The following is a 26,890-nucleotide window of genomic DNA, read 5'->3' as shown; positions in this document are numbered from 1 at the left end:
TCCTGCGGGGCCGGGCTGGGCGGTGGTGGCGGGGCCAGGGCCGGCAGGGGCGGCGCGGGGTCCATCGGCGCGGGCGGGGCCGGCGGCGCGGGGGGCGCGCCGGGCGTGGAGGGCTCCCCGGGCGCGGTCTCGGCGGGGGCTTCCAGCTCCAGCATGATGGGGTCGGAGATCTCGATCGGCGGCGTGTGGGGCACCAGATGCGCCACATGCCACAGGATGCCGCCATGCAGCGCCAGGATCACGGCCAGCGAGGCACCCCAGCGCAGCGCGCCGGGCGCTTCCTCATCCCGGTTCCGGAAGGTCGCGCTCATCGGGAAACGGGCGCGCCCTCAAGGCCCACCAGCGCCACCTTCAGCCAGCCGGCGGCGCGCAAGGCGTTCATCACCTCCATCAGCTCGCCATAGGGCAGGCCGGCATCGGCGCGCAGGAAGACCCGGCCGTCGCGGTTGCCGTCGAAGGCGCGCTCCAGCGCGGCGGGCAGGGCGTCGCGCTCCACCGCCTCGTCGCCCAGATGCAGGCTGCGGTCGGCGCGCACGGTCAGGAAGACGGGGCGGTCGGGGCGCGGCTGGGGCGCGGCGTTGGAGACAGGCAGGTCCACCGCCACATCCACCGTGGCCAGCGGGGCCGCCACCATGAAGATGATCAGCAGCACCAGGATCACGTCGATGAAGGGCGTGACGTTGATGTCGCTGACCTCGGCCAGGTCGTCATCCCCGCCGCCGAGTTGCATGGCCATGGGTCAGTCCGCCGCCAGGGACATGTTGCGCGCGCGCGGGGCCGTGCGGTCCAGATCGCGGGAGAGCAGGCGCATCACCTCCGTCGTGCCATCGGCCAGCTTGGCCTTCTGGCCCGCGATGGCGCGGCTGAAGGCGTTGTAGATCACCACGGCCGGGATGGCCGCGACGAGGCCGATGGCGGTGGCCAGCAGGGCCTCCGCGATGCCGGGGGCCACGACCGCCAGGTTGGTGGTCTGCGCGCGGGAGATGCCGATGAAGCTGTTCATGATGCCCCACACCGTGCCGAACAGGCCCACGAAGGGCGAGACGGAGCCGATGGTGGCCAGGATGCCGGTGCCGCGCGACAGGCCGCGGGCGGCGCGGGCGGCGATGCGCTCCAGCACCCAGGCGGTGCGTTCCTTCACGCCGTCCTTGGGCGCGCCCTCGCCGGAGGCGCGCAGCTCGCTCATCGCGGCGCGCAGCATGGCGGCGGCGGGGCCCGGGGTCTCGGCCAGGCGCCGCTGGGCGTGTTCCAGGCTCTCGGCGCTGCGCAGCGCCTCCACCGTCGCGGCCGCCCGGCGGGAGGCGGCGGTGAGTTCCAGCAGCTTGGCCAGCGCGATGGTCCAGGTGAGGATGGAGGCGAAGACCAGCCCGCCCATCACCGACTGCACCACGATGTCCGCCCCCTGCACCATCGCCCAGGGCGAGAGCTCATGCGGCAGGTTCTCCGCCGGGATGGCCACGGAAGCGGTCTGGGCCCAGGCCAGGCCGGGGGTCAGGAGCGGCAGGGAAGCGAGGAGGCGTTTCATGCGTGGTCTCCGGCGGCGCGTTCAGGCATCGGCCCAGCGGCGCAGCAGGTTGTGATAGATGGAGGTGAGCTGGACCGGGCCTTTATGGCCCTGCGGCAGATCGCCGCGCAATCCGTTGATCGCCATGTCCAGGTCAAACAGCAGGGAACGCTGCGCGTCCTCCCGCACCATGGACTGGATCCAGAAGAAGCTGGCGACGCGGCTGCCGCGCGTGACGGGCTCCACCCGGTGCAGGCTGGTGGCCGGATAGACCACGGCATGGCCCGCCGGCAGCTTCACGCGGTGTTCGCCATAGCTGTCCTCGACCGTCAGCTCGCCGCCATCGTAGTCGGCGGGGTCGGCCAGGAACAGCGTGCAGGAGACATCGGTGCGGATGCGCGCGGGCGTGCCCGTGACCTGGCGGATGGCGTTGTCCACATGCGCGCCGAAGGTCATGCCCGGGTCATACCGGTTGAACAGGGGCGGAAACACCTTCAGCGGCAGCACGGAGGAGATGAAGAGCGGGTTGCGCTCCAGCGCCGCCAGCACGAGGTCGCGCAGCCGCGCGGCCTCGGGCGCCGATTCCGGGATCTGCAGATTGTCCTTCACCTGGGCCGACTGGTGGCCGGCGGTCACCCGGCCATCCACCCAGGGGGCGCTGCCCAGCAGCCCGCGCGCCTGCGCCAGCTGCTGGGGGTTCAGCACGTCGGGGATGTGCAGCAGCACCGGATCAGAACCGGGCCGCCACGCTCAGCACCACGGTGCGGCCGGGGCCGGGCACGGTGTGCGCGGTATAGACCGTCTCATAGGTGAGGGCGTTGGTGATGTTCTGGGCGTTCAGCTGGAAACGCAGGCCGCGCAGGGAGCCCTCGGTGGGGGCCCAGGCGGCGGCCAGGTCATAGCGCGTGTAGCTGGGCACCCGGTTGGTGTTGGTGGTGTTGCCGAAGCGGCGATCGACATAGGTCAGCCCGCCGCCGATCTGGAACCCGTAGGGCAGGTCATAGGTGGTCCAGAGCGAGGCGGTGTTGGGCGCCACATTGGCGAATTCGCGCCCGATCTCGGCCCGGTTGCCGGAGCGGATGATCTCCGAGTTCAGGTAGGTGTAGCCGGCATAGACATTCCAGTTCGGCAGCGGCCGGCCCTGGATGCCCACCTCCACGCCATCCACCCGCACCATGCCGTTCAGCACCTGTAGATTGCCCGAGGGGTCGGAGGTGCGGGCATTGGTCTTCTCGATGCGGAACAGGGCGCCGGTCAGGCGCAGGCCGTCCAGCGCCTCCCAGCTGCCGCCGACCTCATAGGTGATGTTCTCCTCGGGGCCGATCTGGGCGTTGTTGGCGGCCAGGGTCAGGCTCTCGGCGGAGGGGTTGAAGGAGGTGCCGGCGGCGAAATAGGTCCGCACCCGGGGGGTGGGGGTGAAGACCAGCGCGGTGCGCCAGCTGAAGGCCTCATCCGTGCGGTTGAAGCGGTTGTTGGTGGTGGCGGCGCGGTTGCGGTAGTCGGCCTCGAACCGGTCCCAGCGGCCGCCCAGCTGCAGTTCGAACATCGGGTGCAGCTTGATCTGGTCCACGAAATACAGGGCCAGCGTGTTCGCCACGGTGCGGATGTCGGAGCCCGTGGTGCGGATGAAGGGCGAGTCCGCGTAGTAGTTCGGGTTCAGCGCCGAGGCATTGGGGCGGCCATTGGTGTTGGTGCCGAAGGCATAGCGCACCACCTCCGAGCTTTCGCGCCCGACCTCGAAGCCCACCAGCGCGCGGTGGCTGATCGGGCCGGTCTGCAGGGCCAGCAGGGCCTCGGTCTGGTTCACGATGATGCTGTCATAGCCGGTGCGCACCTGCGGCTCACGCCGGATCAAGGTCTGGCCCAGCGGGGTGGTCAGGGCGTTGAAGGCGGCGCCGGTGCTGGTGGTGGTGGCGATACGCGGCGCGGTCGCGTTCAGCTCGCGCCAGTAGCTGCCCATGCGGAAGGTGTTGCGCACGGTGATCGCGTCATTGAACTGGTGCTGGGCGCGGGCGGTGAACACGTCGGTCACCGTGCGCTCGCGGTCCTGGTTGCTGACGCCGTAGAAGGTGCTGCGCGGCACGCGCAGCGGGCGGCCGTTCACATAGGGCACGCCATAGTCGGGAACGTTCTCCTCCTCCTGGTGCATGTAGGAGAGGGTGAGCTGGGTGGGCCCGCCCAGGCCCAGCGTGATGGAGGGGGCCACGCCGTAGCGCGACTGGTACACATGGTCGCGCCCGGCCACGTCGATGCGCGAGCCCATGATCTGCGTGCGCACGGCGATGTCGCCCGCCTGCAGGTTCACGTCGCCGGTCACGCGCACGCCGCCCGAGGAATAGGCGGACACCATCATGTCCCCGAAATTGCCGGCGCGGGCCAGGCGGGTGGTCTGGTTGATGACGCCGCCGGTGGAGCCGCGGCCGAACATGATGGAGGACGGGCCCTTCAGCACCTGGATGCTGTCCAGGAAGAACGGGTCGCGCGCGTACTGGCCGGCGTCGCGGATGCCGTCGATGAAGAAGTCGCCGCGCGCGGAGAAGCCGCGCAGCGTGAGGTTGTCGCCCGAGAAGCCGCCCTCGCCGGCGGCCAGCGAGATGCCGGTGACGTTGCGCAGCGCCTCCCGCACCGAGGACACGGCCTGTTCCTGCATCAGTTCGCGCGGGACGACGGTGATGGATTGCGGAGTCTCGGCGATGGTGGTCGGCAGGCGCACCACGGGATCGGAATCGCGCCGGTACGGGGAGGGCGCCTGGCCTGACACGTCCAGCTCCGGCAGGGCCACGCGCGGGGCGGCGCCGTCGGTGCCGGAGGCCGGGGTGGAAGTCTGGGCCATGGCGGCCGGCATGCCGGCCAGCAGGGCCAGGCCCGTCATCAGACCGACGGATGGTTCGAAGGCGAGGGGTTCGGAGCGAAGCGCCATGGCGATGATTCCCGGATGAGCTGCACTGTTAGCTACTGCAACTGAAAGTGACTCGCAATTGCGATGCGAGGATTTTTTCACACCCCAGCATGCTCCCGGGCCTGGGGTGCCAGGGCGCGCAAGGCGGGGTCGGGCAGGGCCTCCAGCGCGCGGGCCATGCTGGCCAGGAAGCCCGGGGTGCCGCCGGCGATGGCGCGCAGGAACCAGTCCCGAGCTTCCTCCGCCCGGCCGGCGCGGGCCAGGGTCAGCCCGTGGTTGAACTGGGCGCGAAAATCCCCGCCCTCGGCGGCGCGGGCATACAGGGTGGCGGCGGCCGCCGGGTCCGGGGCGCAGCCCCAGCCTTCCTCCAGGAAGCGGCCGACCAGGTTGATGGCCTTGGCATGGCCCTGGGCGGCGGCGCGGCGGTACCAGGCCAGCGCCTGGTCCAGGTCCTTCTCCACCCCCGCGCCGCGGGCCAGCATGTTGGCGTAATTGTATTCCGCCCAGTCGAGGCCCGTTTCGGCCGCCTGGCGATAGAGCGTGGCGGCGGCGGCCTCGTCGCGGGGCGTGCCCCAGCCATTCTCATGGCAGCGGCCCAGCATGTTGATGCCCTGGGCCGAGCCCGCCTTGGCCGCTGTGCCGAACCACAGGAAGGCCGTGTGCGGATCGGGCGTGCAGCCGCGCCCGTTCAGCAGGCATTGGGCATAGGCCAGCTGCGCATCCACGAAGCCCAGCCGGGCGGCGGCGGCCAGCCAGGCGAAGGCGCGCACCGGGTCGCCATCGAGGATGCGGGTGATCTCCTCGGGCGGGGTGGCGACGATCTCGGCATGGGTGGGGGGGCGGTGCATGTGCGGCGCAGCATATGCGTTTGCGAGTCATTTGCAATATTGGGGCAAGCCATTCCCCTGAGAGGGGAGGTGCCCCTCTCCGCCCCTCTCGGAAATGGTGAAGGCCTTACTCCGCCGCCGCCTTACCCTGCGCGCCAGCCCCCGGCGGGCGCACCCGCAGCCGCCGGATACGGCGCGGGTCCGCCTCCAGCACGCGGAATTCCAGGCCGGAGGAATGGCTGATCAGCTCCCCCTTCACCGGCACGCGGCCGGCCAAGGTGAAGACCAGCCCGCCCACCGTGTCGATGTCCGCGCCGCGCTCCTCCTCGGTTAGCACCGGGCCGAAGCGGGCCTCGAACTCCTCCACCGTGGTGCGGGCGTCCAGGTCGATGGTGCCGTCCACCCGTTCGGTGATGTGCGGCGCGCCCACCTCGTCATGCTCGTCGGAGATGTCGCCGACGATCGTCTCCACCAGGTCCTCGATGGTGACCAGCCCGTCGATGCCGCCGTATTCGTCGATCACCAGCGCCATGTGGATGCGCTCCTGCCGCATGCGCAGCAGCAGGTCGAGCACGGGCACGCTGGGGACCACGAACAGCGGCTTGCGCAGGATCTTGCGCAGGCTGAACTCCTCGCTGCTGCCGACCGAGGCGAAGATGTCCTTGATATGGACCATCCCCAGCACGTCATCGAGCTGGCCGTGGATGACCGGATAGCGCGAATGCCCCTCCCGCGCGGTGGCGGCCAGGGCTTCCTCCAGCGTCAGGTTGTCGGGCAGGGAGACGATGTCGGCGCGGGGCAGCATCACATCCACCGCCGTGGTGCCGCGCAGCTTCAGCACATTGGTCAGCAGCGCGCGCTCGTTCATGTCGAGCTCGGTGGTGGAGGCGCGTTCGTCCTCCGTCTCCGGCGCCTCGATCAGCTCCTCCATGCGGTCGCGCAGGGATTCGTGCGGGCGCTTGCGCAGCCGGCCGGCCAGCCGCGCGATCCAGGGCGGGTTGGTCTGCTCGCTCATGTGCGGCGCCAGGGGTTGGGCTGGCGGATCAGGGCCATGGCGCGCGATTCGGCGCGTTCCATCCGGCGGGCCTCCCCGGCCTCCAGATGGTCATGGCCCAGCACATGCAGCGTGCCGTGCGCGATCAGATGCGCGAAATGGGCGGTGGGCGTCTTGCCCTCCGCCCAGGCTTCCCGCCGCACCGTCTCCACCGAGATCGCGATATCGCCCAGCGCCGGGCCGATACCCGGAAAGCTGAGGACATTGGTGGGCTTCACCTTGTCGCGGTGGTCGCTGTTCAGCTGCTTCAGCGTGCGGTCATCGGCCAGCAGCACGGTCAGCGCCGCACCCTGTGGGGGTGTGGCCCCGCTGGCGCGGATCGCCGCCAGTGCGGCGCGTTGCGCCAGCAGCTCGGGCTGTTTCACCAGGCGGCGCCATCCGGGCGCGGCGGTGATGATCTCGATGGAAGGCCTAGATCGGCCCTCCGGGGGACTACTTCGGTCCGGCATGTTCTCCTGCCCAGCCGCGTCCACGGCGGGTATTGCTGGCGGGCTCGGCCCGCTCCTCGGCGCGGTTGTAGGCCGCAACGATGCGTCCCACCAAGGGGTGGCGCACCACATCGGTCTCCGAGAAGCGCATCATACCGATCCCGGGCACGTTTTGCAGCACATTCACCGCCTCCACCAGGCCGGAGGGCTGGCCGTTCGGCAGGTCGATCTGGCTGGGGTCGCCCGTGACCACCATGCGGCTGCCCTCGCCCAGGCGGGTCAGGAACATCTTCATCTGGGCGGGGGTGGTGTTCTGCGCCTCGTCCAGAATGGCGTAGCAGTGGGAGAGCGTGCGCCCGCGCATGAAGGCCAGCGGGGCGATCTCGATCTCACCGGCGGCCATGCGGCGCGCCAGCTGGTCGCCGGGCATCATGTCGTTCAGCGCGTCGTAGAGCGGGCGGAGGTAGGGGTCCACCTTCTCCTTCATGTCGCCGGGCAGGAAGCCCAGGCGCTCGCCGGCCTCCACCGCCGGGCGCGACAGCACGATGCGCGTGACGCTGCCGGCCAGCAGCATGGCCACACCCTGGGCCACGGCCAGATAGGTCTTGCCGGTGCCGGCGGGGCCGAGGCCGAAGCTGATGTCGTTCTTGCCCAGGATTTCCATATAGGCCGCCTGGGCCGGGCTGCGCGGGGCCACCGTGCCGCGCCGGGTGCGGATCTGCGGCAGATCGCGCAGCGGCAGGCGGGGCTCGTTCTCGCCCTCGGCCAGGCGCAGCGCGCCATCGACCTGGGCCATGGTGCAGCCATCGCCCTTCTGCAGGCCGCGCCACAGGCCGCGCAGCGCGGCCTCCGCCACCATGGTGCGCTCCACCGGGCCCGTGATGCAGATGCCGTTGCGCGTTCGGTCCACCCGGACCCCCGCTGTTTTCTCCACCTTCACCATGTGCTCGTCATGGGCACCGAACAGCTCCTGGAGCAATCGGTTGTCCTCGAAGGGCAAGGTGACGGAGCGGCTCTCGCTGCTGCCGAGGGCCGTGCCCGAAGGGCGGGAGACGGGGCGGGGGGTGTAGGTGGTGCTCAAGCGGCGTGTTGCTCCTGCAAGGGTGTTGAGCGGTCCTTCAATACGCAAGTGAGCGAGTTGGCGGTGGCCGAGACGGCGCGCATGCGGATGATGCTGCCTTCCAGGCCCTGGGGTCCCTCGGCATGCACCGCCTGCAGCCAGGGGGAACGGCCGGCGATCTGGCCCGGGTGGCGCCCGGGGCCCGTCACCAGCACGTCGAATTCCTGCCCGACGCGCGCGGCGTTGAAGCCGCGCTGCTGTTCGGCCAGCAGGGATTGCAGCTCCGCCAGCCGGGCATCGCCCACATCGCCCGCCACCTGCTGGGGGGCGCGGGCGGCGGGGGTGCCGGGGCGGGCGGAGTATTTGAAGCTGTAGGCGCCGGCGAAGCCGACCTCGCGCACCAGGGCCATGGTGGCGGCGTGGTCGGCATCGGTCTCGCCGGGGTGGCCCACGATGAAGTCGCTGGTCAGCGCCAGGTCGGGGCGGGCGGCGCGCAGCCGGTCCACCAGCCGCAGGTAGTCGGCCGCGGTGTGGCCGCGGTTCATCGCGGCCAGCACCCGGTCGGAGCCGCTCTGCACCGGCAGGTGCAGCATGGGCATCAGCTGCGGGATGTCGCGGTGGGCGGCGATCAGATCATCGCCCATGTCGCGCGGGTGGGAGGTGGTGTAGCGGATGCGGGCCAGGTCCGGGATCTCCGCCAGGGCGCGCACCAGCCCGGCAAGCCCGCCCACACCCTCGCCGTGATAGGCATTCACGTTCTGGCCGAGCAGCGTGATCTCCCGCGCGCCGGCCTCGACCAGGCGCCGGGCCTCGGCCAGCACGGCGGCGGCGGGGCGGGAGGTCTCGGCCCCGCGCGTATAGGGCACCACGCAGAAGGAGCAGAACTTGTCGCAGCCCTCCTGCACCGTCAGGAAGGCGGTGACGCCCTGCTGGGCGCGGGCCTCGGGCAGGTGGTCGAACTTGCTTTCCTCGGGGAAGTCGGTGTCGAGCACGAGGCCGCCGGCGCGGCTGGCGCGGGCCACCATCTCCGGCAGGCGATGGATAGTCTGCGGGCCCATCACGATATCGACATAGGGGGCGCGGGCGGCGATCTCGGCGCCCTCGGCCTGGGCGACGCAGCCGGCGACGGCCAGCACCATCTCCTGGCCGCCCTGGCGCCGTGCCTCCTTCACCAGCCGCAGGCGGCCGAGTTCGGAGAACAGCTTCTCGGCGGCCTTTTCGCGGATGTGGCAGGTGTTGAGGATGACCATGTCGGCGTCCTCGGGCGTTTCGGTGGGGCCGAAACCCAGCGGCGCCAGCACTTCGGCCATGCGCTCGCTGTCATACACGTTCATCTGGCAGCCCCAGGTCCGGATCAGCAGCCGCTTGGTCATCGCCACATATACCCACTCCACCGCAACAGCGCGGCGGCCCTGCACATGCGAGGGCGAGGGGCGTGGGTCAAGCGGAGAGAATCCTCCTGGGAGTGGTTTTGCGCGTCATTGCAGTGCGAAGCGTTTCAAAACCGGGCCGCGTTGGTCAAGTGTCGCGTGGGTGACAGGGCAGGTTTTAGGCGTTTGGCCCCCAGGGCGCGGCTGGCCTTGCGGCCTACCCCCGCCGCGCCGGCGCCGCCAGTGGCTCCACCGGCCGGTTCTGCCGCAGTTGCGCGGCGCTGATCGACACGATCCGCCCGATCTCGGAGGCCATGACCTTCCGGTTCGGCAGGCTGTCCGGCGTGAAGGGCTCATGCAGCACCACCGTCGCCCGCGTGCCGGTGTGGCGCAGCAGGAACCAGGCATGGCTGAGCGTTTCCATGTCGCCATACCAGGCGAAGACCGGGCGGTCCCGCCGGCAGGCCGGCAGCCCGCCCATGCGATCGTACACCACCGTCGTCGGCTGCACCTGCCGCGCGTCGCCGGCGACCGACAGGAAGGAGGACCGGAAGGGCAGCACCCGCGTGCCGTCGCTCGTCGTGCCCTCGGGGAACAGCATCACGCTGTCGCCGGCCTTCAGGCTGGTGGCGATTTCGTTGCTCTCGCGGCCGGTGCCGGTGCGGCTGCGGCTGACGAACAGGGAGCGCCCCAGCTTCGCCACCAGCCCGATGCCGGGCCAACTCGCGACATCCGCCTTGGAGACGAAGCGCGTTTCCAGCAGCCCGCCCAGCACCAGGATATCCAGCCAGGAGGAATGGTTGGAGACATACAGCGTGCCCGAGGGCCCGGCGGACTTGCCCACCAGCTGCAGCCGCAGCCCGATCAGCCAGCACATGCCCCGCCAGTACACCTTGGGGAAGCGCGCCTTGGCCCGGCCGGGAAGGGGCAGCAGCACCGCCTGCACCGGGATGCACAGCAGCGTCCAGAGCACCACGGAGGCCAGGCGCCGCACCGCGCGCCCGCGCCCGCCCAGGGGGCGGTCCTCCATCACGGCGCCCCAGCGGCTGCCGGGCAAGCGCTGCCTGGGGCGCGGCGGGGCATTCCTGCCCTTGCGGCGCGGCGGCTTGGTATCATGGGTGGTGGTGGCGCGTGCCTGAATCGTCATGGGGTGCTATCTGACGCTGAGATGGGTTGCGGTAGCGCGTGGTTGAAGACGCCGCAATGACAGCCCTTTGAAGCATGTGTGACGGAGTGGCTGCATGGCCGAGACAATGGGTGCCGGTGGCCCGCCTTTGCGGTTGGCCGTTCTGGGGGCCGGGCCGCTCGGCACGGCCAGCGCCGCGCTGGCCGCCAGCCGCGGCCATGCCGTGACACTCTACTCCCCGCGCGGCGGCGGCACCCGCAACCTGGGCGCGGGCGTGACCGTGGCCGGGCTGCTCGCCGGCAGCTTCCCGGTGCGGGTCTCGGCCGATCTGGGCCGCGCGCTGGAAGGGGTGGACGCGGTGTTCGTGGCCGTGCCCGGCCAGGCCCAGACCACCCTGCTGGAACGGCTGGCCCGCGTGATGACCGGCGCGCCCGGCGTGCTGGTGGCGCCCGCCGCCTCGCTCAGCCCGCTGCTGCTGGCGCGGCTGCTGAAGCCGCGCGGGGTGTCGGCCGCCGTGGGCGGGCTGGTGGCGCCCCCCGTCGCGGCCCGCCGCCTGCCCGATGGGCGGCTGTGGCTCGGCGCGCTGCGCAGCCGCCTGTGGCTGGGCGCGGAGGCCGAAGGGCCTCGCCTGGCCGCCCTGGCCGAGGCCCTGTTCGGCATCCGCGTGCGGCAGATGGAGGGCATGCTCGCCGCCTCCCTGGCCGATATGTCGGGGCTGGGTGACGCCGCCCAGCTGCTGGCCCCCGCCGGCAACCCCGAGGCCGCCCGGCGCCTGCTGCGCGAATTCGCGCGTGAGCGCGACGCGCTGGCCGCCCGCTTCGGCCTCGGCCTGCCGGATGCCGCGCTCTATTTCGACGAGATCGGCGGTCTGCCGCCCATGGAGCCCGAGCGCGCGCTGGGGCAGGGCGGGCTGGCCCTCTCCTTCCTCGTCACGCTCGGCGTGGCCGGCCGGGTGAAGGTGCCCATGGCCGAGGCCGCCCTGCGCATGCTGGAGGTGTTCGCGGGCCGGGGCCTGCGCGCCAACCCCGCCCTGCTGGCACTGGGCGAGGACCAGGTGCGGGCGGTGCTGCGGCGGCATGCCGCCTGATAGGACGTATCTATAAGAACGAGAGTTTTGATCGTAATTATCGAATACAACTTCCCGTGTATGTTCCTTCCATCACGACGGGCCATAGGGCCCGCCGGAACGGACCAAGGAACAGCACGATGATCACCCAGATGCGCAACGCCGCCGCGATCGCCGCTATCGCCACCGCCGCGGCCTTCGCCGCCCCCCAGCCCGCCCAGGCGCAGTCCGTGTCCTACTGCAATGGCCGGCTGATCGCCGACAGCTTCTACAACACGGTCAGCAGCAATGGCGGCTCCTCCACTGTCAGCTACTTCCTGCAGCTGCGGAACACGACCAATGCCCGGGTGAACTACACCCTGACCTTCAACGCCACCCAGGCCCAGCAGCGCCCGATCAACGCCGCTAAGACCCTGAACGCCTATGCCTCCGAGCGCATCCGCCTGGGCGTGGACACGTTCAACAACCCCTCGGGCACCGGTGCCCTGCAATTCATCGACCTGCGCGACGCCACGCAGATCACCTGCCGGTAGCCTGTTGCGGGGGGAGTGACGCTGGACGGCAGGGCGAACACGAGAGGGGCTTTGCCCCCCTCGCGCTCCCCCCACCAAAGGCCGGGAGGCCTTTGGAAACCGGGAGTTATTGAAAAGCCGGGGAGGGGACGATGTCCCCTCCCCGGCTTTTCAACTTCTGGGGTCCAGGGGCCTTTCGGCTCCTGGCGGGAGAGCGCGAGAGGGCAGAGCCCTCTCGTGTTCGCCCTGCCGTCCAGCGTCACTCCCCCCGCAAGGCCGCCCCGGCCGCGACCGGGGCGAGGGGCAGCGCGAGGGCGGCCAGGGCGCCGAGCAGCAGCAGCATGGGCCGGGCGGAGCTGTCGGTGGTGGTGGCTTCGATGGCGGCCGCGCCGAAGATGACGGCGGGGATGGCCAGCGGCAGCACCAGCAGCGGCAGCAGCACGCCGCCGCGCCGGGCGCCGAGCGTCAGTGCCGCCCCCGCCGTGCCCAGCAGCGACAGGATGAGGGAGGCGAGGCCGAGGGCCAGCATGGCCACGCCCCAGGCCTCGGTGGGCAGGTTCAGCATGGCGGCGGCCAGTGGCGTGGCCAGGATCAGCGGCAGGCCGGTGGTCAGCCAGTGGCCGGTGGCCTTGGCCAGGGCGATCAGCGCCGGGTGCAGGCCGGAGAGCAGCAGCAGGTCGAGCGAGCCGTCCTCGGCCTCCGCTCCCCAGAGGCGGTCCAGCGGCAGCAGGGCGGCGAGGAGGGAGGCGGCCAGCAGGGCCCCCGGGGCCAGGCGCGCCAGGGTCTCGGGCGCGGGGCCCACCCCGAAGGGAAACAGCGCCGAGACCAGCAGGAAGAACAGCACGGCGGCCAGCGCATCGGCCGGGTGGCGCAGGGCCAGGCGCAGCTCGCGCCCCAGCACGGCGAGAAAGGCGGTCACAGGCGGAATTCCTCGGCGCCGGGCAGGGGCAGGGGCAGGTGGGTGGCGGCGATGACGAGGCCGCCCTGGGCGCGGTGGGCCGCCAGCAGGGCGCCCAGGCGCTCCACGCTGGCGGCATCCAGGCCCAGAGTGGGTTCGTCCAGCAGCCAGATCGCGGCCGGGGCGAGCGCGAGTCGCGCCAGCGCCAGCCGCCGCCGCTGCCCGGCCGAGAGCATACGCCCCGGCAGCTCCGCCAGGGCCGACAGGCCGAGCGCCGCCAGGGCGGGCTCCACCGCGCCGCCGGTCAGCGCGGCGTGGAAGGCCAGGTTCTCCCGCACCGTCAGGGCGGGTTTCAGTGCGTCGAGGTGCCCCAGATAGCGCAGGCGGCGGGCGTGGGCGGCGGGGTCCTCGCGCACGTCCTGGCCCTGCCAGGTGATGCGGCCGGCGGCGGCGGGCAGCAGCCCGGCCAGCACCCGCAACAGGCTGGATTTGCCCGCGCCGTTCTGGCCGAGCAGCAGCGTGGCACCTCCGGGGCGCACGCGCAGGTCGAGGCCCGCGAAGACCGCGCGCTCTCCACGCCAGCAGGCCAGGTCGATGGTTTCCAGCACGCGAACCCCGCGAGACACTGTTGCCGGACCTGTTTGCCGTGTCCGGTGGCGGATGCGAAGCCCGCGTGCCGCCCGGGCCCTGCCCAGCCTTGCCCCCGCTGGGGCGAAGTTGATCCGATTGGCGCCAATCTGGCCAATTCGCGGTTGACAGAAGGGGAATACTCCGGGGCTGCTGATGGACCCGCAGCCTGTCCCGTGCTTTAAGCCCGCGGAGAGGCAAGGAGGAGCATCCGCGACCATGCGCATGATCGGTCAGGACAGCTTGAAGACCCGTTCCACCCTCGATGTGGACGGCAAGACGTACAACTACTTCTCGCTGCCCGAGGCGGCGAAGACGCTGGGGGATATCTCCCGGCTGCCCTTCTCGCTGAAGGTCCTGCTCGAGAATGTTCTGCGTTTCGAGGATGGCCGCAGCTACTCGGTGACCGACGCGAAGTCGATCGCCGAATGGGTGATCGAGGGCAAGTCCACCAAGGAAGTGCCGTTCCGCCCCGCCCGCATCCTGATGCAGGACTTCACCGGCGTGCCGGGCGTGGTCGATCTGGCGGCGATGCGCGACGGCATCATCCAGCTGGGCAGCGACCCCCGCAAGGTGAACCCGCTGGTGCCCGTGGATCTGGTCATCGACCACTCTGTGATGGTCGATGTGGCCGGCACCGCCGACGCCCTGCAGAAGAACGTGGACATCGAGTTCGAGCGCAACGGGGAACGCTATGAGTTCCTGCGCTGGGGCCAGAGCGCGTTCAGCAACTTCCGCGTCGTGCCGCCGGGCACGGGCATCTGCCACCAGGTGAACCTGGAATATCTGGCGCAGGTGGTCTGGACCAACACCGAAGCCGGTGAGGTCTATGCCTATCCCGACAGCTGCTACGGCACCGACAGCCACACCACCATGGTGAACGGCCTGGGCGTGCTGGGCTGGGGCGTGGGCGGTATCGAGGCCGAGGCCGCGATGCTGGGCCAGCCGATCGCCATGCTGATCCCCGACGTGATCGGCTTCAAGCTGACCGGCAAGCTGAAGGAAGGCATCACGGCCACCGACCTGGTGCTGACCGTGACGCAGATGCTGCGCAAGAAGGGCGTGGTCGGCAAGTTCGTGGAATTCTTCGGCTCGGGCCTGGAAGAACTGCCGCTGGCGGACCGCGCGACCATCGCCAACATGGCCCCGGAATACGGTGCCACCTGCGGCTTCTTCCCGGTGGACAAGGCGACCATCGCCTATCTGCACCTGTCGGGCCGCGACGAGCACCGCATCAAGCTGGTCGAGGCCTATGCCAAGGCCCAGGGCATGTGGCACGACGCCAACACGCCGACCCCGGTCTTCACCGATACGCTGGAACTCGACCTGTCCACGGTCGAGCCCTCGCTGGCCGGCCCGAAGCGCCCGCAGGACCGCGTCGTGCTGTCCTCCGTCGCCGCGAATTTCGAGAAGGACCTGACCTCCGGCGTGATGGGCGTGCCGGGCGACCAGCCCAACCTGCGCGTGCCGGTGGCCGGTGCCAACCATGACCTGGGGCATGGGGATGTGGTGATCGCCGCCATCACCTCCTGCACCAACACGTCCAACCCCTATGTGCTGGTCGCCGCCGGCCTGGTCGCCCGCAAGGCGCGCGCCAAGGGCCTGCTGCCGAAGCCGTGGGTGAAGACCTCGCTGGCGCCGGGTTCCCAGGTGGTCACCGACTACCTGAACAAGTCCGGCCTGACGCAGGACCTGGACGCGCTGGGCTTCCAGACCGTGGGCTATGGCTGCACCACCTGCATCGGCAATTCCGGCCCGCTGGAGGATTCGATCGTGGACGCGATCGAGGCCAACAAGCTGGTCGTGTCCGCCGTGCTGTCGGGCAACCGCAACTTCGAAGGCCGCGTGCATGCCAATGTGCGCGCCAACTACCTGGCCTCCCCGCCGCTGGTGGTCGCCTATGCCCTGGCGGGCACCACCCGCAAGGACCTTACCAAGGAGCCGATCGGCACCGGCAGCGACGGCCAGCCCGTGTTCCTGAAGGACATCTGGCCGACCACGAAGGAAGTGCAGGACACCGTGCATTCCGTCGTCACGCGCCAGATGTTCCTGGAGCGCTACGCGGACGTGTTCAAGGGCCCGGCGCAGTGGCAGGCCATCAACGTGGCCGCGGACAGCGACACCTATCGCTGGAACTCCGGCTCCACCTATGTGCAGAACCCTCCCTACTTCGAGGGCATGACCATGGAGCCCGCGCCCGTCACCTCCATCACCGGCGCGCGCGTGCTGGCGGTGCTGGGCGACAGCATCACGACCGACCACATCTCCCCCGCCGGCAATATCCGCAAGGTGAGCCCGGCCGGCGAGTATCTGGTCGAGCACCAGGTGCGGCAGGCGGACTTCAACAGCTACGGCGCCCGCCGCGGCAACCATGAAGTCATGATGCGCGGCACCTTCGCCAACATCCGCATCAAGAACGAGATGCTGCAGGGTGTCGAAGGCGGCATGTCCAAGCATTTCCCCTCGGGCGATGTGGCGCCGATCTACGACGTCGCGATGCGCTATGAGGCCGAGGGCGTGCCCCTGGTGGTCGTCGGCGGCAAGGAATACGGCACCGGCTCCTCCCGCGACTGGGCGGCCAAGGGCACCATGCTGCTGGGCGTGAAGGCCGTGATCACCGAGAGCTTCGAGCGCATTCACCGCTCGAACCTCGTGGGCATGGGCGTGCTGCCGCTGGTGTTCAAGGAAGGCGAGAACCGCCAGACCCTGGGCCTGACCGGCGAGGAGACGGTGGACATCGCCGGCGTGGAGAACCTCTCCCCGCGCATGATGATGGACGTGACCTTCACCCGCCCCGACGGCAGCAAGATCACCACCCAGGTGATGTGCCGCGTCGATACGGCCGATGAGGTCGAGTACTACAAGAATGGCGGCATTCTGAACTACGTGCTGCGCGGGATGGCGAAGGCCGCGTAAGCGGCTTTCCACCCCCCTGAAACGGGAAACCCCGCCGGAGCGATCCGGCGGGGTTTTTTGTGGCCCGCGCGGCGGGCATGAAAAATCCCGCGCGGCCTGTGCGGCCGACGGGATGGCTGGGGGCCTGGCGGCCCGGCTCAGTTCATGACGGCGGAGATGGCCAGGCTGGCGTAATGCTGCACGGCCTGGCGTTCCTGCAGGACGCCGGCGAAGGCCACCACGAGCAGGGCGCCCAGGGTCATCATCACCACCTGGCGGGCGGGGCGGGCGGGCTTATCACCAGTGAGCATTGTGGGAACTCCCTGCTTGGTATGCAGGGAATGTAGAATGTGGGTCGGGAGATGTCCAGGGTTTGGATGTGGGATTCGCGGATTATGACGCAATAAATTCGTGGAATGGCGAGGCTGGGAGGGCGCCGTCCTCCCAGACCCTCCCGCCGGGGAGATAAGATCTCCCCGGGCCCCTGCTGGACACATCGCGCCGCGATGTGTTTTCGGGCCCTGAAACTGCTCAAAAGAAAAGAATGGGGGCTCCGGGGGAAATTCCTTTCCCCCGGCGGGGTGGAGGGGCGGAGCCCCTCCCTGAACCACATTCAGCCGCCGGAAATAACCGCGCCGCCGAAGGTGGTTTCCACCCAGGCCTTCACCTCCGGGTCGCGATAGCCCGCGGCCAGCCGCTGCGCCCAGGGCGCGTTCTCATTCGCGCGCCGGACCACGACCAGGCAGGTGTAGACGCTCTGCTCATTCTCCCGCGCCAGCGCGTCGCGCAGCGGGTTCAGCCCGGCGGGCACGGCGTAGTTGCCGGTGATGGCGCCGGCGTCCACGTCATCCAGCGCGCGCACGATGGTGGCGGCTTCCAGCTCCACGATGCGGATGCGCTTCGGGTTTTCCGCGATGTCGGCGATGGTGGCGCGGTGGTCGGCGCCGGGGCGCAGGCGGAACACCCCGGCCTGGGCCAGCAGCAGCAGCGCGCGGCCGCCATTGGTGGGGTCGTTCGGGATGGCCACCCGCGCGCCGTTCGGCAGCGCCGCCAGGTCCCGGTGCTTGCGGGAGAACACGCCCATCAGCGTCAGCACCGTGCGGCCCACGGGCACGAAGTCATAGCCGCGCTGGGCCTTCTGCGCCTCCAGGAAGGGCAGGTGCTGATAGGCGTTGGCGTCCAGGTCGCCGGCCTGCAGGGCGGCGTTGGGCTGGATGAAATCGCCGAATTCCACCGCGCGGGTGATGAAGCCACCGCGGGCGAGGACGTCACGCACCTTTTCGAAGGTCTGGGCGTGCACGCCCTGGGTCACGCCCACCCGCAAGGGGCGGGCGGCGGTGCCGAGTTCGGCGCCCTGGGCCCAGGCGGGGGCGGCAGCGAGGGCCGGCAGGGTCAGAAGCGAACGGCGCAGCATGGCTTTGTTCCTTTAGAAAGCGGGGACCACGGCGCCCTGGAAGGTCGCCTGCACGAAATCCTTGATCTCCTGGTTCTGATAGGCGGCGACGAGGCGCCGCACCCAGGGGGCGTTCTGGTTGTCCCGGTGCACCGCGATCAGGTTCGCATAGGGGCTGTCGGAGCTTTCCAGCGCGATCGCGTCCCGCACCGGGTTCAGCCCGGCGGGAATGGCGAAATTGGTGTTGATGGTCGCGGCCTCCACCTCATCCAGCGCGCGGGGCAGCTGGGCGGCTTCCAGTTCCACGATGCGCAGGCGGCGGGGGTTGGCCACGATATCGGCGACGGTGGCGGTGTGGTCGGCGCCGGGGCGCAGGGTGAAGGCGCCATTGGCGGCCAGCAGCACCAGGGCGCGCCCGCCATTGGTGGGGTCGTTCGGGATGGCGATGCGCCCGCCCGCCGGCACATCGGCCAGGCTGCGGTGGCGGCGGGAATACAGGCCCATCGGGAAGATCAGCGTCTTGCCCACGGCCACGATGGGCAGGCGGCGGTCGCGCACCTGCTGGTCCAGGAAGGGCTGGTGCTGATAGCTGTTGGCATCCAGGTCCCCGGCGGCCAGGGCGGCGTTGGGCTGGATGTAGTCGCGGAATTCCGTGATGCGGATGGCCAGCCCGTCGCGCGCCGCGATCTCACGCACCTTCTCCATCACCTGGGAATGCGGGCCGGCGGTGGCGCCGACGCGGATGGGGCGGGCGGCGGTGCCGATCTCGGCCCCTTGGGCGCGCGCGATGGCGGGGGCGAGGATGGTGGCGGCCAGCAGGCCGCGGCGGGTGTTGGTCATGTCGTTGTTCTGCCGTGTGTTCTTATCGATGGCTCAGGCGCCGGACGAGCCAGTCGCCGAAGGATTGCAGCCCCTGCACCAGCAAGATCAGCAGGATGACGACGGTGGCCATCACCTCCGGCATGAAGCGCTGGTAGCCGAAGCGGATGCCCAGATCCCCGAGGCCGCCGCCGCCGATCGCCCCTGCCATGGCGGAAAAGCTCATCAGCGAGACGACGGCGACGGTGGTGGCCGCGATCAGGCCCGGCAGGGCCTCCGGCACCAGCACCTTGGTCACGATCTGCAGGCGGGTGGCGCCCATGGCGCGCGCGGCCTCGATGACGCCGGGCTCCACCTCGCGCAGCGCGTTCTCGAACAGCCGCGCCAGGAAGGCGGTGGCCGCCAGCGCCAGCGGCACGATGGCCGCGGTGGTGCCGATGGAAGTGCCCGCCACCAGCCGCGTGAAGGGGATGATCGCCACCATCAGGATGATGAAGGGGGTGGAGCGCAGCGCGTTCACCAGCAGCCCGACGGGCCGGTTGATCCAGCCATTGGGGCTGAGCCCGCCGGGTGCCGTCACATACAGCAGCAGCGCCAGCGGCAGGCCGATGGCCACCGAGATCACGGTGGAGGCGCCGACCATGATCAGCGTTTCCCAGAAGGCTTCCAGCAGCAGTTCCTGCATGGTGGGGGTCAGCCAGCTCATGCCGCGTCCTCCTCGATGGGGGTGACCGCAAGCCCCAGCTGCTGCATCCACAGCAGGGCGGCCGTGACCTTGGCGGGCTCGCCATAGGCGGCCAGCGCCATCACGCCGAAGGGCTCGCCCGAGATCTCGTCGATGCGGCCGGAGACGATGTTGAAATCCACGCCGAACTCCCGGCTGGCCTGGCTGATCACGGCGCGGGTGCTGTTGGGGCCGGCGAACAGCACATGGGCCAGGTAGCGGGTCTCGCCAGGGCCGGGCTCCGGCAGGCGGGCGATGGTGCCCTCCGGCACGCCATGGCCGATCACCTCGGACACGAAGCGGCGGGTGGTGGGCTGGCTGGGCTGGGTGAACACGTCGAAGACGCGGCCCTGCTCGATCACGCGCCCCGCCTCCATCACCGCCACCCGGTCGCAGATGGCCTTCACCACGGCCATCTCATGCGTGATCAGCAGCACGGTCAGGTCCAGCCGCGCGCGCAGGTCGCGGATCAGGGCCAGGATTTCCTCGGTCGTCTCGGGGTCCAGCGCGCTGGTCGCCTCGTCGCACAGCAGCAGGCGCGGGCGGGAGGCCAGCGCGCGGGCAATGCCCACCCGCTGCTTCTGCCCGCCCGAAAGCTGGGCCGGATAGGCCTTCGCGCGCGCCTCCAGCCCCACCAGCGGCAGGATCTCGGCCACGCGGGCCCGGCGCTCGGCGGCGGGCAGGCCGGCGATTTCCAGCGGGAAGGCGATGTTCTCGGCCACCGTGCGCCTGCTGTGCAGGTTGAAGTGCTGGAACACCATGCCGATGCCCCGGCGCGCGGCGCGCAGCCCGGCATCGTCCAGCGCCAGCATGTCATGGCCCAGCACCCGCACCTGGCCGGCATCGGGGCGTTCCAGCAGGTTCACACAGCGGATCAGCGTGGATTTGCCGGCGCCGGAGCGCCCGACAATGCCGAAGATCTCGCCCGGCTGGACCGAGAGCGAGACATCATCGAGCGCCAGCGTGCCGCCGGAGGCATACCGCTTGGTGAGCCCGGCCAGGGTGATCGCCGCCGGGGATGCCGACGGGGATGATGGTGCGTGCTGCATGATGGGCGGGGTATGCCCCAGAGGGCCCGCCGCGACCAGGGGCCGCGCGAGCAGTCCAGCCATTACGCGCGTGCGGCGTGCAATATGGCGTCGCTGGCGTGCCGCGCCGGCGGCACCAAGGGGGGCGCCACCGGGTGGTTCACCGCCAGATGCAGCCGGGCCACGCGCTCCGCGGCCTCGGGCGAGGGGAAATCCTGCCGGTCGAGGTCGGACAGGCGGCTGTCCAGGGCGATCAGGAACCAGCCCAGATCACCGCGTTGCACTAGGGCGACGACAGAACCGGCGGCTGAAATGGGAAGGGAAGGGCGCATGGGGGCCTCGCTGGGGATGATGCACAGATCGGTGGAGTGATTTGTGCGGCCTCAACAGCAGCCCATGCCGGCCGCCAGCGCCTCATCCCGCGGCGGCATCAGGATGTTCAGCATCATGCCCGCCGTGCCGACGAGCAGCGCGGCCAGGGTTTCCGGCCCAATTCCGAGGATCGAGGTGAGGATGATGCTGAACATGGCGTGGATATACGCGCCATTTCCGTGGGTATCAAGGAAAATAACAGAAATCACGCGCTAAAATGCGGTGTTGTTCCAGCCATCCCGCATCCGCTGCGTGACATTGCGCCGGAACGCGTCGATATGCCGCGCCATGGCGCGGGATGCGGTCATGCCATCCCGGGCCTCCAGCGCCTCCAGGATCTCCCGGTGGTCGCGCAGCACCATGCCCTGCTGCGCCTGCTCGTTCAGCGAGATGAACCAGAACCGCACCGCCCGGTCATGCAGGTTGCGCAGGATGTCGAAGAACACCGCGGAGCGGGAGGCGCGCGCCAGCAGGTCGTGGAATTCCCGGTCCAGCAGCATCATCGTCTCGGTGTCGTGGCTGGCCTCGGCGGATTCGGTGCGCTGGATCACCTCCCGCAGCGCCTCCAGCTCCTCCTCCGTCACATGGCGGGCGGCCAGGCGGATGGCGCGGCATTCGTTGATCGTCCGTGCCTCGATGATCTGGAGCAGTTCCTCCGGGTCGATCGGGCGCACCTCCAGCCCCTTGCGGGGGCGGATGGTGATCAGCCCCTCCAGGGCCAGCTTGGCCAGCGCGTTGCGCACCGGCATGCGGCTGAGGTTCAGCCGCGCGCCCACCTGCGCCTCGTTCAGCTTCTCACCGGGGGCGAAGCGGCAGGTGATGATGTGGTGCTTGATGATGTCGTAGGCGCGGTCCTTCAGCGCGACCGCGCGCTTGCGGGGGGCGGCGGGGCGGACACGGGTGGTGGCGCGCGGGGGCGCCCTCATGTCGGCCTCTGGCTTCACCTCGCCCATCCTGTCCTCCTTGCCCGCCTATCGCATTGCAACAGTGCCGCCGATCAGTCCAGAGTCGCGCCGGAAATCCGCACCGCCTCACGCCACAGTGGCGCGTCGCGCTCGATCGCCTGGCGGAAGGCCGCGGGGGTGGAGCATTCCGGCGTGGTGCCCAGCCGCTCCAGCGCCGCCCGGAACGCCGCATCCTGGCAGGCTTCGCCCAGCAGGCTGGCCAGGCGCTCGATGATCGGCGCGGGGGTGCCGGCGGGGGCGACCAGCCCGTTCCAGGTCTCGGCGCGGAAGCCGGGATAGCCCTGTTCGGCCACCGTCTGCACGCCCGGCAGGCTGGGCAGGCGGTTGGGCCCGGCGATGGCGATCACGCGCATGCGCCCCGCCCCCAGATGCGGGATGAAATCCGACGGATTGCCGAAATAGGCCGCGACCTCACCGGTCAGCAGCGCCTGCATGGCGGGGGCGCCACCGCGATAGGGGATGTGCTGCAGCTCGATCCCCGCCGCTGACAGCAGCAGCGCCATGGCCAGGTGGTTGGATGACCCCGCGCCCGCGGAGCTGAAATCCAGCCGGCCATTCTCGGCCCGGGCGCGGGCCACGAATTCCCGCAGGGTGCTGACACCCAGCCGCTCCGACACGCCCAGCACCTGGGGGTTGCCGGCCACGATGGAGATGGGCGCGAAGTCGCGCAGCGAATCGAAATTCACCCGCGTCAGCGCCGGCAGCATCACCAGCTGAGAGGCACTGGCGGTGAACAGCGTGTAGCCATCCGGGGCGGCGCGCATGGTGGCCTCGGCCGCGATGGCGCCGCTGGCGCCCGTGCGGTTCTCCACCACCACGGACTGCCCCAGCTTCTGGCTGAGCCATTCGGAACTGAGGCGCCCGATGCCGTCCGTCACGCCCCCAGGGGCGAAAGGCACCAGCACGCGGATGGGCCGGTCCGGCCATTGGGCGTGCGCGGCAGGAGCGACGCACAGCGAGGCCAGGGCAACAAGGGCGCGGCGCGCCCAGACGGATGACAGCATGGTTCGGCTCCTTCCCGGGGAGGTCGAAGAATGTGGAAACCGGGCGCGAACTCTGTGGCTCGCTGGCCGGGTAGCGCCGTGTGCGGGGGGCGAGGCCCCCACCAGGGGGCGCTGCCCCCTGGACCCCCGCCAGGACCGTAGCGGTCCTGGACCTCGATCAATTGGCGCCTATCCTGGCAGGCGGGGCGCCGAAATATTTATAAAAATCAATCAGAAACCCCTGTCCAGGACCCGCACCAAGCTCCTGGGGTCCAGGGGCCTTTCGGCTCCTGGCGGGGGGCAGGGGCCGCGCCCCTGCGCGGGGGTTCGGGGGCAAGGCCCCCGAGGCGCCTCACCCCTTCGGCGTCTCGTCGTAGTAGTGCATCTCCAGCAGGATGCAGCCGTTCACGCTCTTGAACGGCCCGTGCCAGGCGCCAGGCGGGCGGCAGGCATAGGCCGCGACGTTGAACGCCTCGCCGCCATTGCCCTCGGCATCGTTGCCGACGATCAGGTCGCCCGAGACCAGCCAGACTTCTTCCCAGTAGTCATGCACGAAGGGCGCCTTGGTGAAGGTGCCGGGGTCGAGCTTCAGCAGGCGGGTGCGGTGGCCGCGCTTGTTGGCCTCATCCAGGCTGCCGGCCAGGATCTTCTCCTGCGCGCCGCCCGAGTAGCCGGCGGGCAGGCGCCAGCCGGTGCTCATGTCCGGCACGTGGAATTCGAGGTGTTCCTTGACGATGGGCATTGCGGGGCCTCCTTAAACGCCGAGCCAGCGGGCGGTGTAGTGGTGGGTGATGGTGCGGTTCAGCACCGGGTCGCGCAACTCCAGGCGGAAGTCGCGCCGGGGGCGGATGCCGCCCTTCACCGGCAGGGTGCCGCCGAACATCAGGCTGCCGGGGGGCAGGGCGTTGCCCGCCTTTTCCCACGCCGTGATGGTGTCCAGCGGGTTCAGCATCGCGTCCACGCTGCCGGCCTGGTAAGGCACGAAGCCCGCGCCGTCGTCCACGAAGCTGTGCAGTTCCAGCCTGTCCCAATGGGCGGCCACATCGGCCAGCTTCCACAGGGTGGGGGCCACGGGCTTGGGGCACATCTGCTTGGAGACGGGGATGGAATAGGCTTCCACCTCGCGGTCTGTGTGGTCGGAACCGAGGCCGACCCAGCGCTCGCCCGCCGCATCCACCACGATCACGAACTCGGCCTCGCCGCTGCTGTCGCCGCCCAGGCAGTCGATGGCGGTGGCCGTCGTCAGCAGCTCCGCCCCGCCCAGGTAGAAGCAGGGGGTGGAGGGCGGCGGCGCCACGCCGAGGGCCGCCAGCTCCTCGATATGCTCCTGCACCTTGTGCGGGTCGCGGCCGGTCCAGCCGGCGATGACCAGGTTTTTGATCTCGATCGCGCGGGGCTCGGCGCCCGAGGCGGTGACGCAGGTGAAGTTCAATATGGGCATTCAGTCGATCTCCGCGGCTCGGCGCAGGCTGTTGATCATGGACACTTGCAGCAGATAGGCATGCGCCTTGGCGGGGTCGGAGGCGGCATCGGCCATGCGCTCCCGGAAGGCGGCCTGGGCGGCCGGCTCCTTGGCCTCCAGGTTCTGCTTGTTGGCGATGGTCTGGCGCTGGACATGTTCGACCGTCACGCCACGGCGCTGGCGGTCGTAGTGGTCGAGCACGGTGTCCGCGGCCTCGCCATGCCAGACGCGCGCCAGCTTCTCGCCCAGGTTCACGGCATCATGCACGCCGCCGTTCAGGCCCATGCCCCCCAGCGGGTTGTTGATGTGCGCGGCGTCGCCCGCCAGCAGGATGCGGCCGCGGCGGAAGGTCTCCGCCACGCGCTGGTGCACGCGGTACAGGGTGCGGTGGCGGGTGGGGTAGTCGTCGCGCCCGGCCTTGATGCGGGCGAAGCGGGCGCGGGCGAATTCGGCGCTCAGGATCTCCTCGTCCGACAGCTCGGGCGCGGTGGGGAACATGGCGCGCCACAGCCCGCCCGGCTCGCCGCCCGGCACGCGCAGCAGGAAGAACCATTCCTCCGGGTCCGCGTAATACGACACGTCGGCCAGGTCGGGGATGATCGAGCGGAAATCGAAGGGGGTGGAGAGCACCAGGAAGCGCTCGGGCCAGGTGAAGCCCTCGAAGGGGATGCCGGCGGATTTGCGCACGGCGCTGTGCGCGCCATCGGCGCCGATGATGTGGCTGGCCTCGATGCGGGTGCCGTCCTCCAGCACCGCGACCGCGTGGCTGCCCTCATCGGTGACGGAGGCCACCTTGGCGCCGAAACGGATCGAGAAGCCCGGCTTGTCCTTCAGGATGTCGTGCAGGATGCGGGTCAGCTTGAACTGCTCGCATTGCAGGCGGAAGGGGTGGCGGGTGACGTCCGCCAGCACGCCGAAATCGAAGGTGGCGATCACGCCATGGTCGCGCCTGCGATACTGCATCAGGGGGGCCACGAAGCCCTGTTCGACCATGCGGGCGGCCGCGCCGTAGGAGTCCAGCATGTCCAGCGTGGGCGCATGGAAGGTGGAGCCGCGCATTTCGCCGGACAGTTCCGCCCCTTCCTCCAGCACGATGACGGGCACGCTATGTCGGATGAGCTCGGCCGCGGCCACCAGGCCCACCGGGCCCGCGCCCACCACCAGAACCGGTTTCACCTCTGCCATGGATTCCTCGTCGCCTTGTTGGCCGGAGGATGGCGGGGAAGGCGAGGCCGCGCAAGTGTGAAATCTCACAGTGAAATGTTACTGAGGGTGGCGCCGCCCGCTTCTGCCCGCGCGCTGGGCAGCTGGCGCCACGCCTGCCGCCCCCGCATGCATTCCAGGGCAGGCGCCGGCAACGCCCCTTGACCCGCCCGCGCGTGCCGTCCCCAATGCGGCCATGCGCCTGCTTTTCCTCAACGGACCCAACGCGAATCTCTACGGCCTGGACCCCAAGGGGACCTATGGCCGCGAGAATTTCCAGGACATCACCAACCGCTGCCACGCCAAGGCGCTGCGGGAGGGGGTGACGCTCGATTTCCGCCAGAGCCAGAGCGAGGGCGAGCTGGTGGAATGGATCCAGCAGGCCCGGCCGGAGGGGCCCGCGCCCGCCGCCGGCATCATCATCAACGCGGCGGGGCTGTCCTATACCTCCATCGCCATCCTGGACGCGCTGCTGGCCTTCCCGGGCCCGGTGATCGAGGTGCACATGTCCAACATCCAGAAGCGCGAGCCCTTCCGGCACCGCACCTATACTTCCAGGGCGGCGGTGGGCTCGATCAGCGGGCTGGGGCCGCTGGGCTATGAGCTGGCGATCGAGGCCATGGTCGGGCTGGTGAACGCATGATCCCGGTCGTCTTCCATTCGAAGCTGGATGACCCGACGGCCTGGGAGGCCGCGCTGCGCGCCCATCTGCCGGAGGTGGATTTCCGCGTGGACGGCCCGCCCGAGGGGGTGGTGGCCGCCCTGGTCTGGAAGCCGCCCGCGGGTTTCTTCGCGCCCTTCCGCGACCTGAAGCTGGTGGTCAACCTGGGCGCCGGGGTGGACAGCCTGGTGGGGCGCGACGACCTGCCGCCCCTACCCATCGCGCGGCTGAACGACCCCGGGATGGTGGCGCTGATGCGCAGCTATATCCTGTGGGCTGTCACCCGCTATGCCCGGGATTTCCATCTGTTCGAGCGCGCGCGGCGGGCGCGGGAATGGCGCTATATCCACCCCCGGCCGCTGGCCAGCCACCGCGTGACCATCCTGGGGCTGGGCGAACTCGGCACCCCCGCCGCCGAGGCGCTGGCCGGCATGGGCTATACCGTCACCGGCTGGGCGCGCAGCGCGAAGGCCATCCCCGGCGTGCGCTGCCTGCACGGCCGCGCCGGGCTGGAGCAGGCGCTGGCCGAAACCGACACGCTGGTGGTGCTGCTGCCGCTGACGCCCGACACGCGCGGGCTGCTGGGTGCGCGGGAGCTGGCGCTGCTGCCGCGCGGCGCGAAGCTGATCAATGCCGGGCGCGGCCCGGTGATCGACGAGCCGGCGCTGCTGGCGGCGCTGGGCTCCGGCCAGGTCGGGGAAGCGACGCTGGATGTGTTCGAAACCTCTCCCCTCCCGCCCGGGCACCCGTTCTGGGGGATGGAGAACGTGTTCATCACGCCGCACCTGGCCTCCATCACCGTGCCGGAGGCGGCGGCGCAGGATGTGGCGGAGAGCATCCGGCGTGTGATGCGGGGGCAGGCGCCCCTGCACCAGGTGGATGCGGGGCGGGGATACTGAGGCGTTGGGGAGGCGCCGCCTCCCCAAACCCCTCCGCCGGGGACACGCGTGTCCCCGGACCCCAGCGGAGTTTTTAGAACATTGATTTTTATGATGTTTGTCAAACTGCCAAAAA

The 26,890-nt window shown here is 70.2% G+C and carries 29 protein-coding genes and 1 pseudogene; 5 read left to right on the top strand and 25 right to left on the bottom strand.

The window, feature by feature from the left end; translation table 11 throughout:
• From GT007_RS13600 to GT007_RS13550, 11 genes and pseudogenes are all read right to left on the bottom strand, one after another.
• Window positions 1-311, bottom strand: a pseudogene (locus GT007_RS13600) (hypothetical protein); the annotation flags it as partial.
• Window positions 308-736: a TonB system transport protein ExbD gene (gene exbD, locus GT007_RS13595; RefSeq protein ID WP_160122163.1), complete on the bottom strand. Its 429-nt coding sequence runs from the start codon at window positions 734-736 to the stop codon at window positions 308-310. The pseudogene GT007_RS13600 and the gene exbD, both read right to left, overlap by 4 nt.
• Window positions 737-739: 3 nt before the next feature.
• Entirely contained in the window at window positions 740-1,525 is a 786-nt protein-coding gene (exbB, locus tag GT007_RS13590; protein ID WP_160122162.1) for a tonB-system energizer ExbB, read from the bottom strand.
• A 21-nt stretch (window positions 1,526-1,546) separates the two neighbouring features.
• Window positions 1,547-2,230 carry a Fe2+-dependent dioxygenase gene (locus GT007_RS13585; RefSeq protein WP_160122161.1) on the bottom strand — a complete coding sequence of 228 codons (684 nt, stop codon included), beginning with the start codon at window positions 2,228-2,230 and terminating at the stop codon, window positions 1,547-1,549.
• A 4-nt stretch (window positions 2,231-2,234) separates the two neighbouring features.
• Window positions 2,235-4,424 (bottom strand): TonB-dependent receptor, encoded by a 2,190-nt coding sequence (locus GT007_RS13580; protein ID WP_160122160.1) that lies wholly within the window; start codon window positions 4,422-4,424, stop codon window positions 2,235-2,237.
• A 77-nt stretch (window positions 4,425-4,501) separates the two neighbouring features.
• Window positions 4,502-5,251: a tetratricopeptide repeat protein gene (locus tag GT007_RS13575; protein ID WP_160122159.1), complete on the bottom strand. Its 750-nt coding sequence runs from the start codon at window positions 5,249-5,251 to the stop codon at window positions 4,502-4,504.
• Between the two features lie 106 nt (window positions 5,252-5,357).
• Window positions 5,358-6,245 carry a hemolysin family protein gene (locus GT007_RS13570; protein ID WP_160122158.1) on the bottom strand — a complete coding sequence of 296 codons (888 nt, stop codon included), beginning with the start codon at window positions 6,243-6,245 and terminating at the stop codon, window positions 5,358-5,360.
• Window positions 6,242-6,733 (bottom strand): rRNA maturation RNase YbeY, encoded by a 492-nt coding sequence (ybeY, locus tag GT007_RS13565; protein WP_160122157.1) that lies wholly within the window; start codon window positions 6,731-6,733, stop codon window positions 6,242-6,244. The genes GT007_RS13570 and ybeY overlap by 4 nt, the downstream gene beginning before the upstream one ends.
• On the bottom strand, window positions 6,717-7,793 hold the full coding sequence (locus GT007_RS13560; RefSeq protein ID WP_236571661.1) for a PhoH family protein: 1,077 nt from the start codon (window positions 7,791-7,793) through the stop codon (window positions 6,717-6,719). The genes ybeY and GT007_RS13560 overlap by 17 nt, the downstream gene beginning before the upstream one ends.
• Window positions 7,790-9,145 carry a tRNA (N6-isopentenyl adenosine(37)-C2)-methylthiotransferase MiaB gene (gene miaB, locus GT007_RS13555; RefSeq protein WP_160122170.1) on the bottom strand — a complete coding sequence of 452 codons (1,356 nt, stop codon included), beginning with the start codon at window positions 9,143-9,145 and terminating at the stop codon, window positions 7,790-7,792. The genes GT007_RS13560 and miaB overlap by 4 nt, the downstream gene beginning before the upstream one ends.
• 214 nt (window positions 9,146-9,359) lie before the next feature.
• Complete coding sequence (locus GT007_RS13550; protein WP_236571660.1) at window positions 9,360-10,289, bottom strand: lysophospholipid acyltransferase family protein; 930 nt, start codon at window positions 10,287-10,289, stop codon at window positions 9,360-9,362.
• Window positions 10,290-10,383: 94 nt separating this feature from the next.
• On the opposite strand from GT007_RS13550, the gene GT007_RS13545 reads away from it, so the two are divergent.
• Both GT007_RS13545 and GT007_RS13540 read left to right on the top strand, forming a co-directional pair.
• Entirely contained in the window at window positions 10,384-11,355 is a 972-nt protein-coding gene (locus GT007_RS13545) for a hypothetical protein (RefSeq protein WP_160122156.1), read from the top strand.
• 119 nt (window positions 11,356-11,474) lie between these two features.
• Complete coding sequence (locus GT007_RS13540) at window positions 11,475-11,867, top strand: hypothetical protein (protein WP_160122155.1); 393 nt, start codon at window positions 11,475-11,477, stop codon at window positions 11,865-11,867.
• Window positions 11,868-12,105: 238 nt separating this feature from the next.
• On the opposite strand, the gene ccmB is transcribed toward GT007_RS13540, so the two are convergent.
• Both ccmB and ccmA read right to left on the bottom strand, forming a co-directional pair.
• On the bottom strand, window positions 12,106-12,765 hold the full coding sequence (gene ccmB / locus GT007_RS13535) for a heme exporter protein CcmB (protein ID WP_160122154.1): 660 nt from the start codon (window positions 12,763-12,765) through the stop codon (window positions 12,106-12,108).
• Window positions 12,762-13,370: a heme ABC exporter ATP-binding protein CcmA gene (gene ccmA / locus GT007_RS13530; RefSeq protein ID WP_328798948.1), complete on the bottom strand. Its 609-nt coding sequence runs from the start codon at window positions 13,368-13,370 to the stop codon at window positions 12,762-12,764. The genes ccmB and ccmA overlap by 4 nt, the downstream gene beginning before the upstream one ends.
• A gap of 220 nt (window positions 13,371-13,590) precedes the next feature.
• On the opposite strand from ccmA, the gene acnA reads away from it, so the two are divergent.
• Window positions 13,591-16,287, top strand: coding sequence for an aconitate hydratase AcnA (gene acnA / locus GT007_RS13525; RefSeq protein ID WP_160122153.1), 2,697 nt, complete (start codon window positions 13,591-13,593; stop codon window positions 16,285-16,287).
• A 137-nt stretch (window positions 16,288-16,424) separates the two neighbouring features.
• On the opposite strand, the gene GT007_RS13520 is transcribed toward acnA, so the two are convergent.
• The 12 genes from GT007_RS13520 to GT007_RS13465 form a co-directional block, all read right to left on the bottom strand.
• On the bottom strand, window positions 16,425-16,577 hold the full coding sequence (locus GT007_RS13520) for a hypothetical protein (protein ID WP_160122152.1): 153 nt from the start codon (window positions 16,575-16,577) through the stop codon (window positions 16,425-16,427).
• Window positions 16,578-16,879: 302 nt separating this feature from the next.
• Window positions 16,880-17,680, bottom strand: coding sequence for a MetQ/NlpA family ABC transporter substrate-binding protein (locus GT007_RS13515; protein ID WP_160122151.1), 801 nt, complete (start codon window positions 17,678-17,680; stop codon window positions 16,880-16,882).
• Between the two features lie 12 nt (window positions 17,681-17,692).
• Window positions 17,693-18,499 (bottom strand): MetQ/NlpA family ABC transporter substrate-binding protein, encoded by an 807-nt coding sequence (locus tag GT007_RS13510; protein ID WP_160122150.1) that lies wholly within the window; start codon window positions 18,497-18,499, stop codon window positions 17,693-17,695.
• A gap of 22 nt (window positions 18,500-18,521) precedes the next feature.
• The gene (locus GT007_RS13505) at window positions 18,522-19,184 is read right to left on the bottom strand and encodes a methionine ABC transporter permease (RefSeq protein ID WP_201451916.1); all 663 of its coding nucleotides are present in this window, start codon (window positions 19,182-19,184) and stop codon (window positions 18,522-18,524) included.
• Window positions 19,181-20,314 (bottom strand): methionine ABC transporter ATP-binding protein, encoded by a 1,134-nt coding sequence (locus tag GT007_RS13500; protein WP_236571659.1) that lies wholly within the window; start codon window positions 20,312-20,314, stop codon window positions 19,181-19,183. The genes GT007_RS13505 and GT007_RS13500 overlap by 4 nt, the downstream gene beginning before the upstream one ends.
• On the bottom strand, window positions 20,314-20,514 hold the full coding sequence (locus tag GT007_RS13495; RefSeq protein WP_160122149.1) for a hypothetical protein: 201 nt from the start codon (window positions 20,512-20,514) through the stop codon (window positions 20,314-20,316). Before GT007_RS13495 ends, GT007_RS13500 begins: the two co-directional genes overlap by 1 nt.
• Before the next feature lie 99 nt (window positions 20,515-20,613).
• Window positions 20,614-20,757 carry a hypothetical protein gene (locus tag GT007_RS13490; RefSeq protein ID WP_160122148.1) on the bottom strand — a complete coding sequence of 48 codons (144 nt, stop codon included), beginning with the start codon at window positions 20,755-20,757 and terminating at the stop codon, window positions 20,614-20,616.
• Window positions 20,758-20,814: 57 nt separating this feature from the next.
• A complete protein-coding gene (locus GT007_RS13485; protein WP_160122147.1) occupies window positions 20,815-21,555 on the bottom strand; it encodes a GntR family transcriptional regulator in 741 nt (246 codons plus the stop codon).
• 44 nt (window positions 21,556-21,599) lie between these two features.
• Window positions 21,600-22,571, bottom strand: coding sequence for a Bug family tripartite tricarboxylate transporter substrate binding protein (locus GT007_RS13480; RefSeq protein WP_160122146.1), 972 nt, complete (start codon window positions 22,569-22,571; stop codon window positions 21,600-21,602).
• A 331-nt stretch (window positions 22,572-22,902) separates the two neighbouring features.
• Complete coding sequence (locus GT007_RS13475) at window positions 22,903-23,292, bottom strand: cupin (RefSeq protein WP_160122145.1); 390 nt, start codon at window positions 23,290-23,292, stop codon at window positions 22,903-22,905.
• Between the two features lie 12 nt (window positions 23,293-23,304).
• Window positions 23,305-23,991, bottom strand: a complete 687-nt coding sequence (locus GT007_RS13470) for a DUF2848 domain-containing protein (RefSeq protein ID WP_160122144.1) — start codon at window positions 23,989-23,991, stop codon at window positions 23,305-23,307.
• Window positions 23,992-25,197: an FAD-dependent oxidoreductase gene (locus GT007_RS13465; RefSeq protein ID WP_160122143.1), complete on the bottom strand. Its 1,206-nt coding sequence runs from the start codon at window positions 25,195-25,197 to the stop codon at window positions 23,992-23,994.
• A gap of 214 nt (window positions 25,198-25,411) precedes the next feature.
• Here GT007_RS13465 and GT007_RS13460 point away from each other — a divergent pair, with 214 nt between their 5' ends.
• Both GT007_RS13460 and GT007_RS13455 read left to right on the top strand, forming a co-directional pair.
• Entirely contained in the window at window positions 25,412-25,858 is a 447-nt protein-coding gene (locus GT007_RS13460; protein ID WP_160122142.1) for a type II 3-dehydroquinate dehydratase, read from the top strand.
• Window positions 25,855-26,775: a 2-hydroxyacid dehydrogenase gene (locus GT007_RS13455; RefSeq protein ID WP_160122141.1), complete on the top strand. Its 921-nt coding sequence runs from the start codon at window positions 25,855-25,857 to the stop codon at window positions 26,773-26,775. Before GT007_RS13460 ends, GT007_RS13455 begins: the two co-directional genes overlap by 4 nt.
• The last annotated feature ends 115 nt before the right edge of the window (window positions 26,776-26,890 follow it).

The organism is Rhodovarius lipocyclicus (assembly GCF_009900765.1).
Lineage (GTDB): Bacteria > Pseudomonadota > Alphaproteobacteria > Acetobacterales > Acetobacteraceae > Rhodovarius > Rhodovarius lipocyclicus.
The sequence above is the reverse complement of the archived record's forward strand: the minus strand, read 5'-3'. Positions and strand labels throughout refer to the sequence as shown.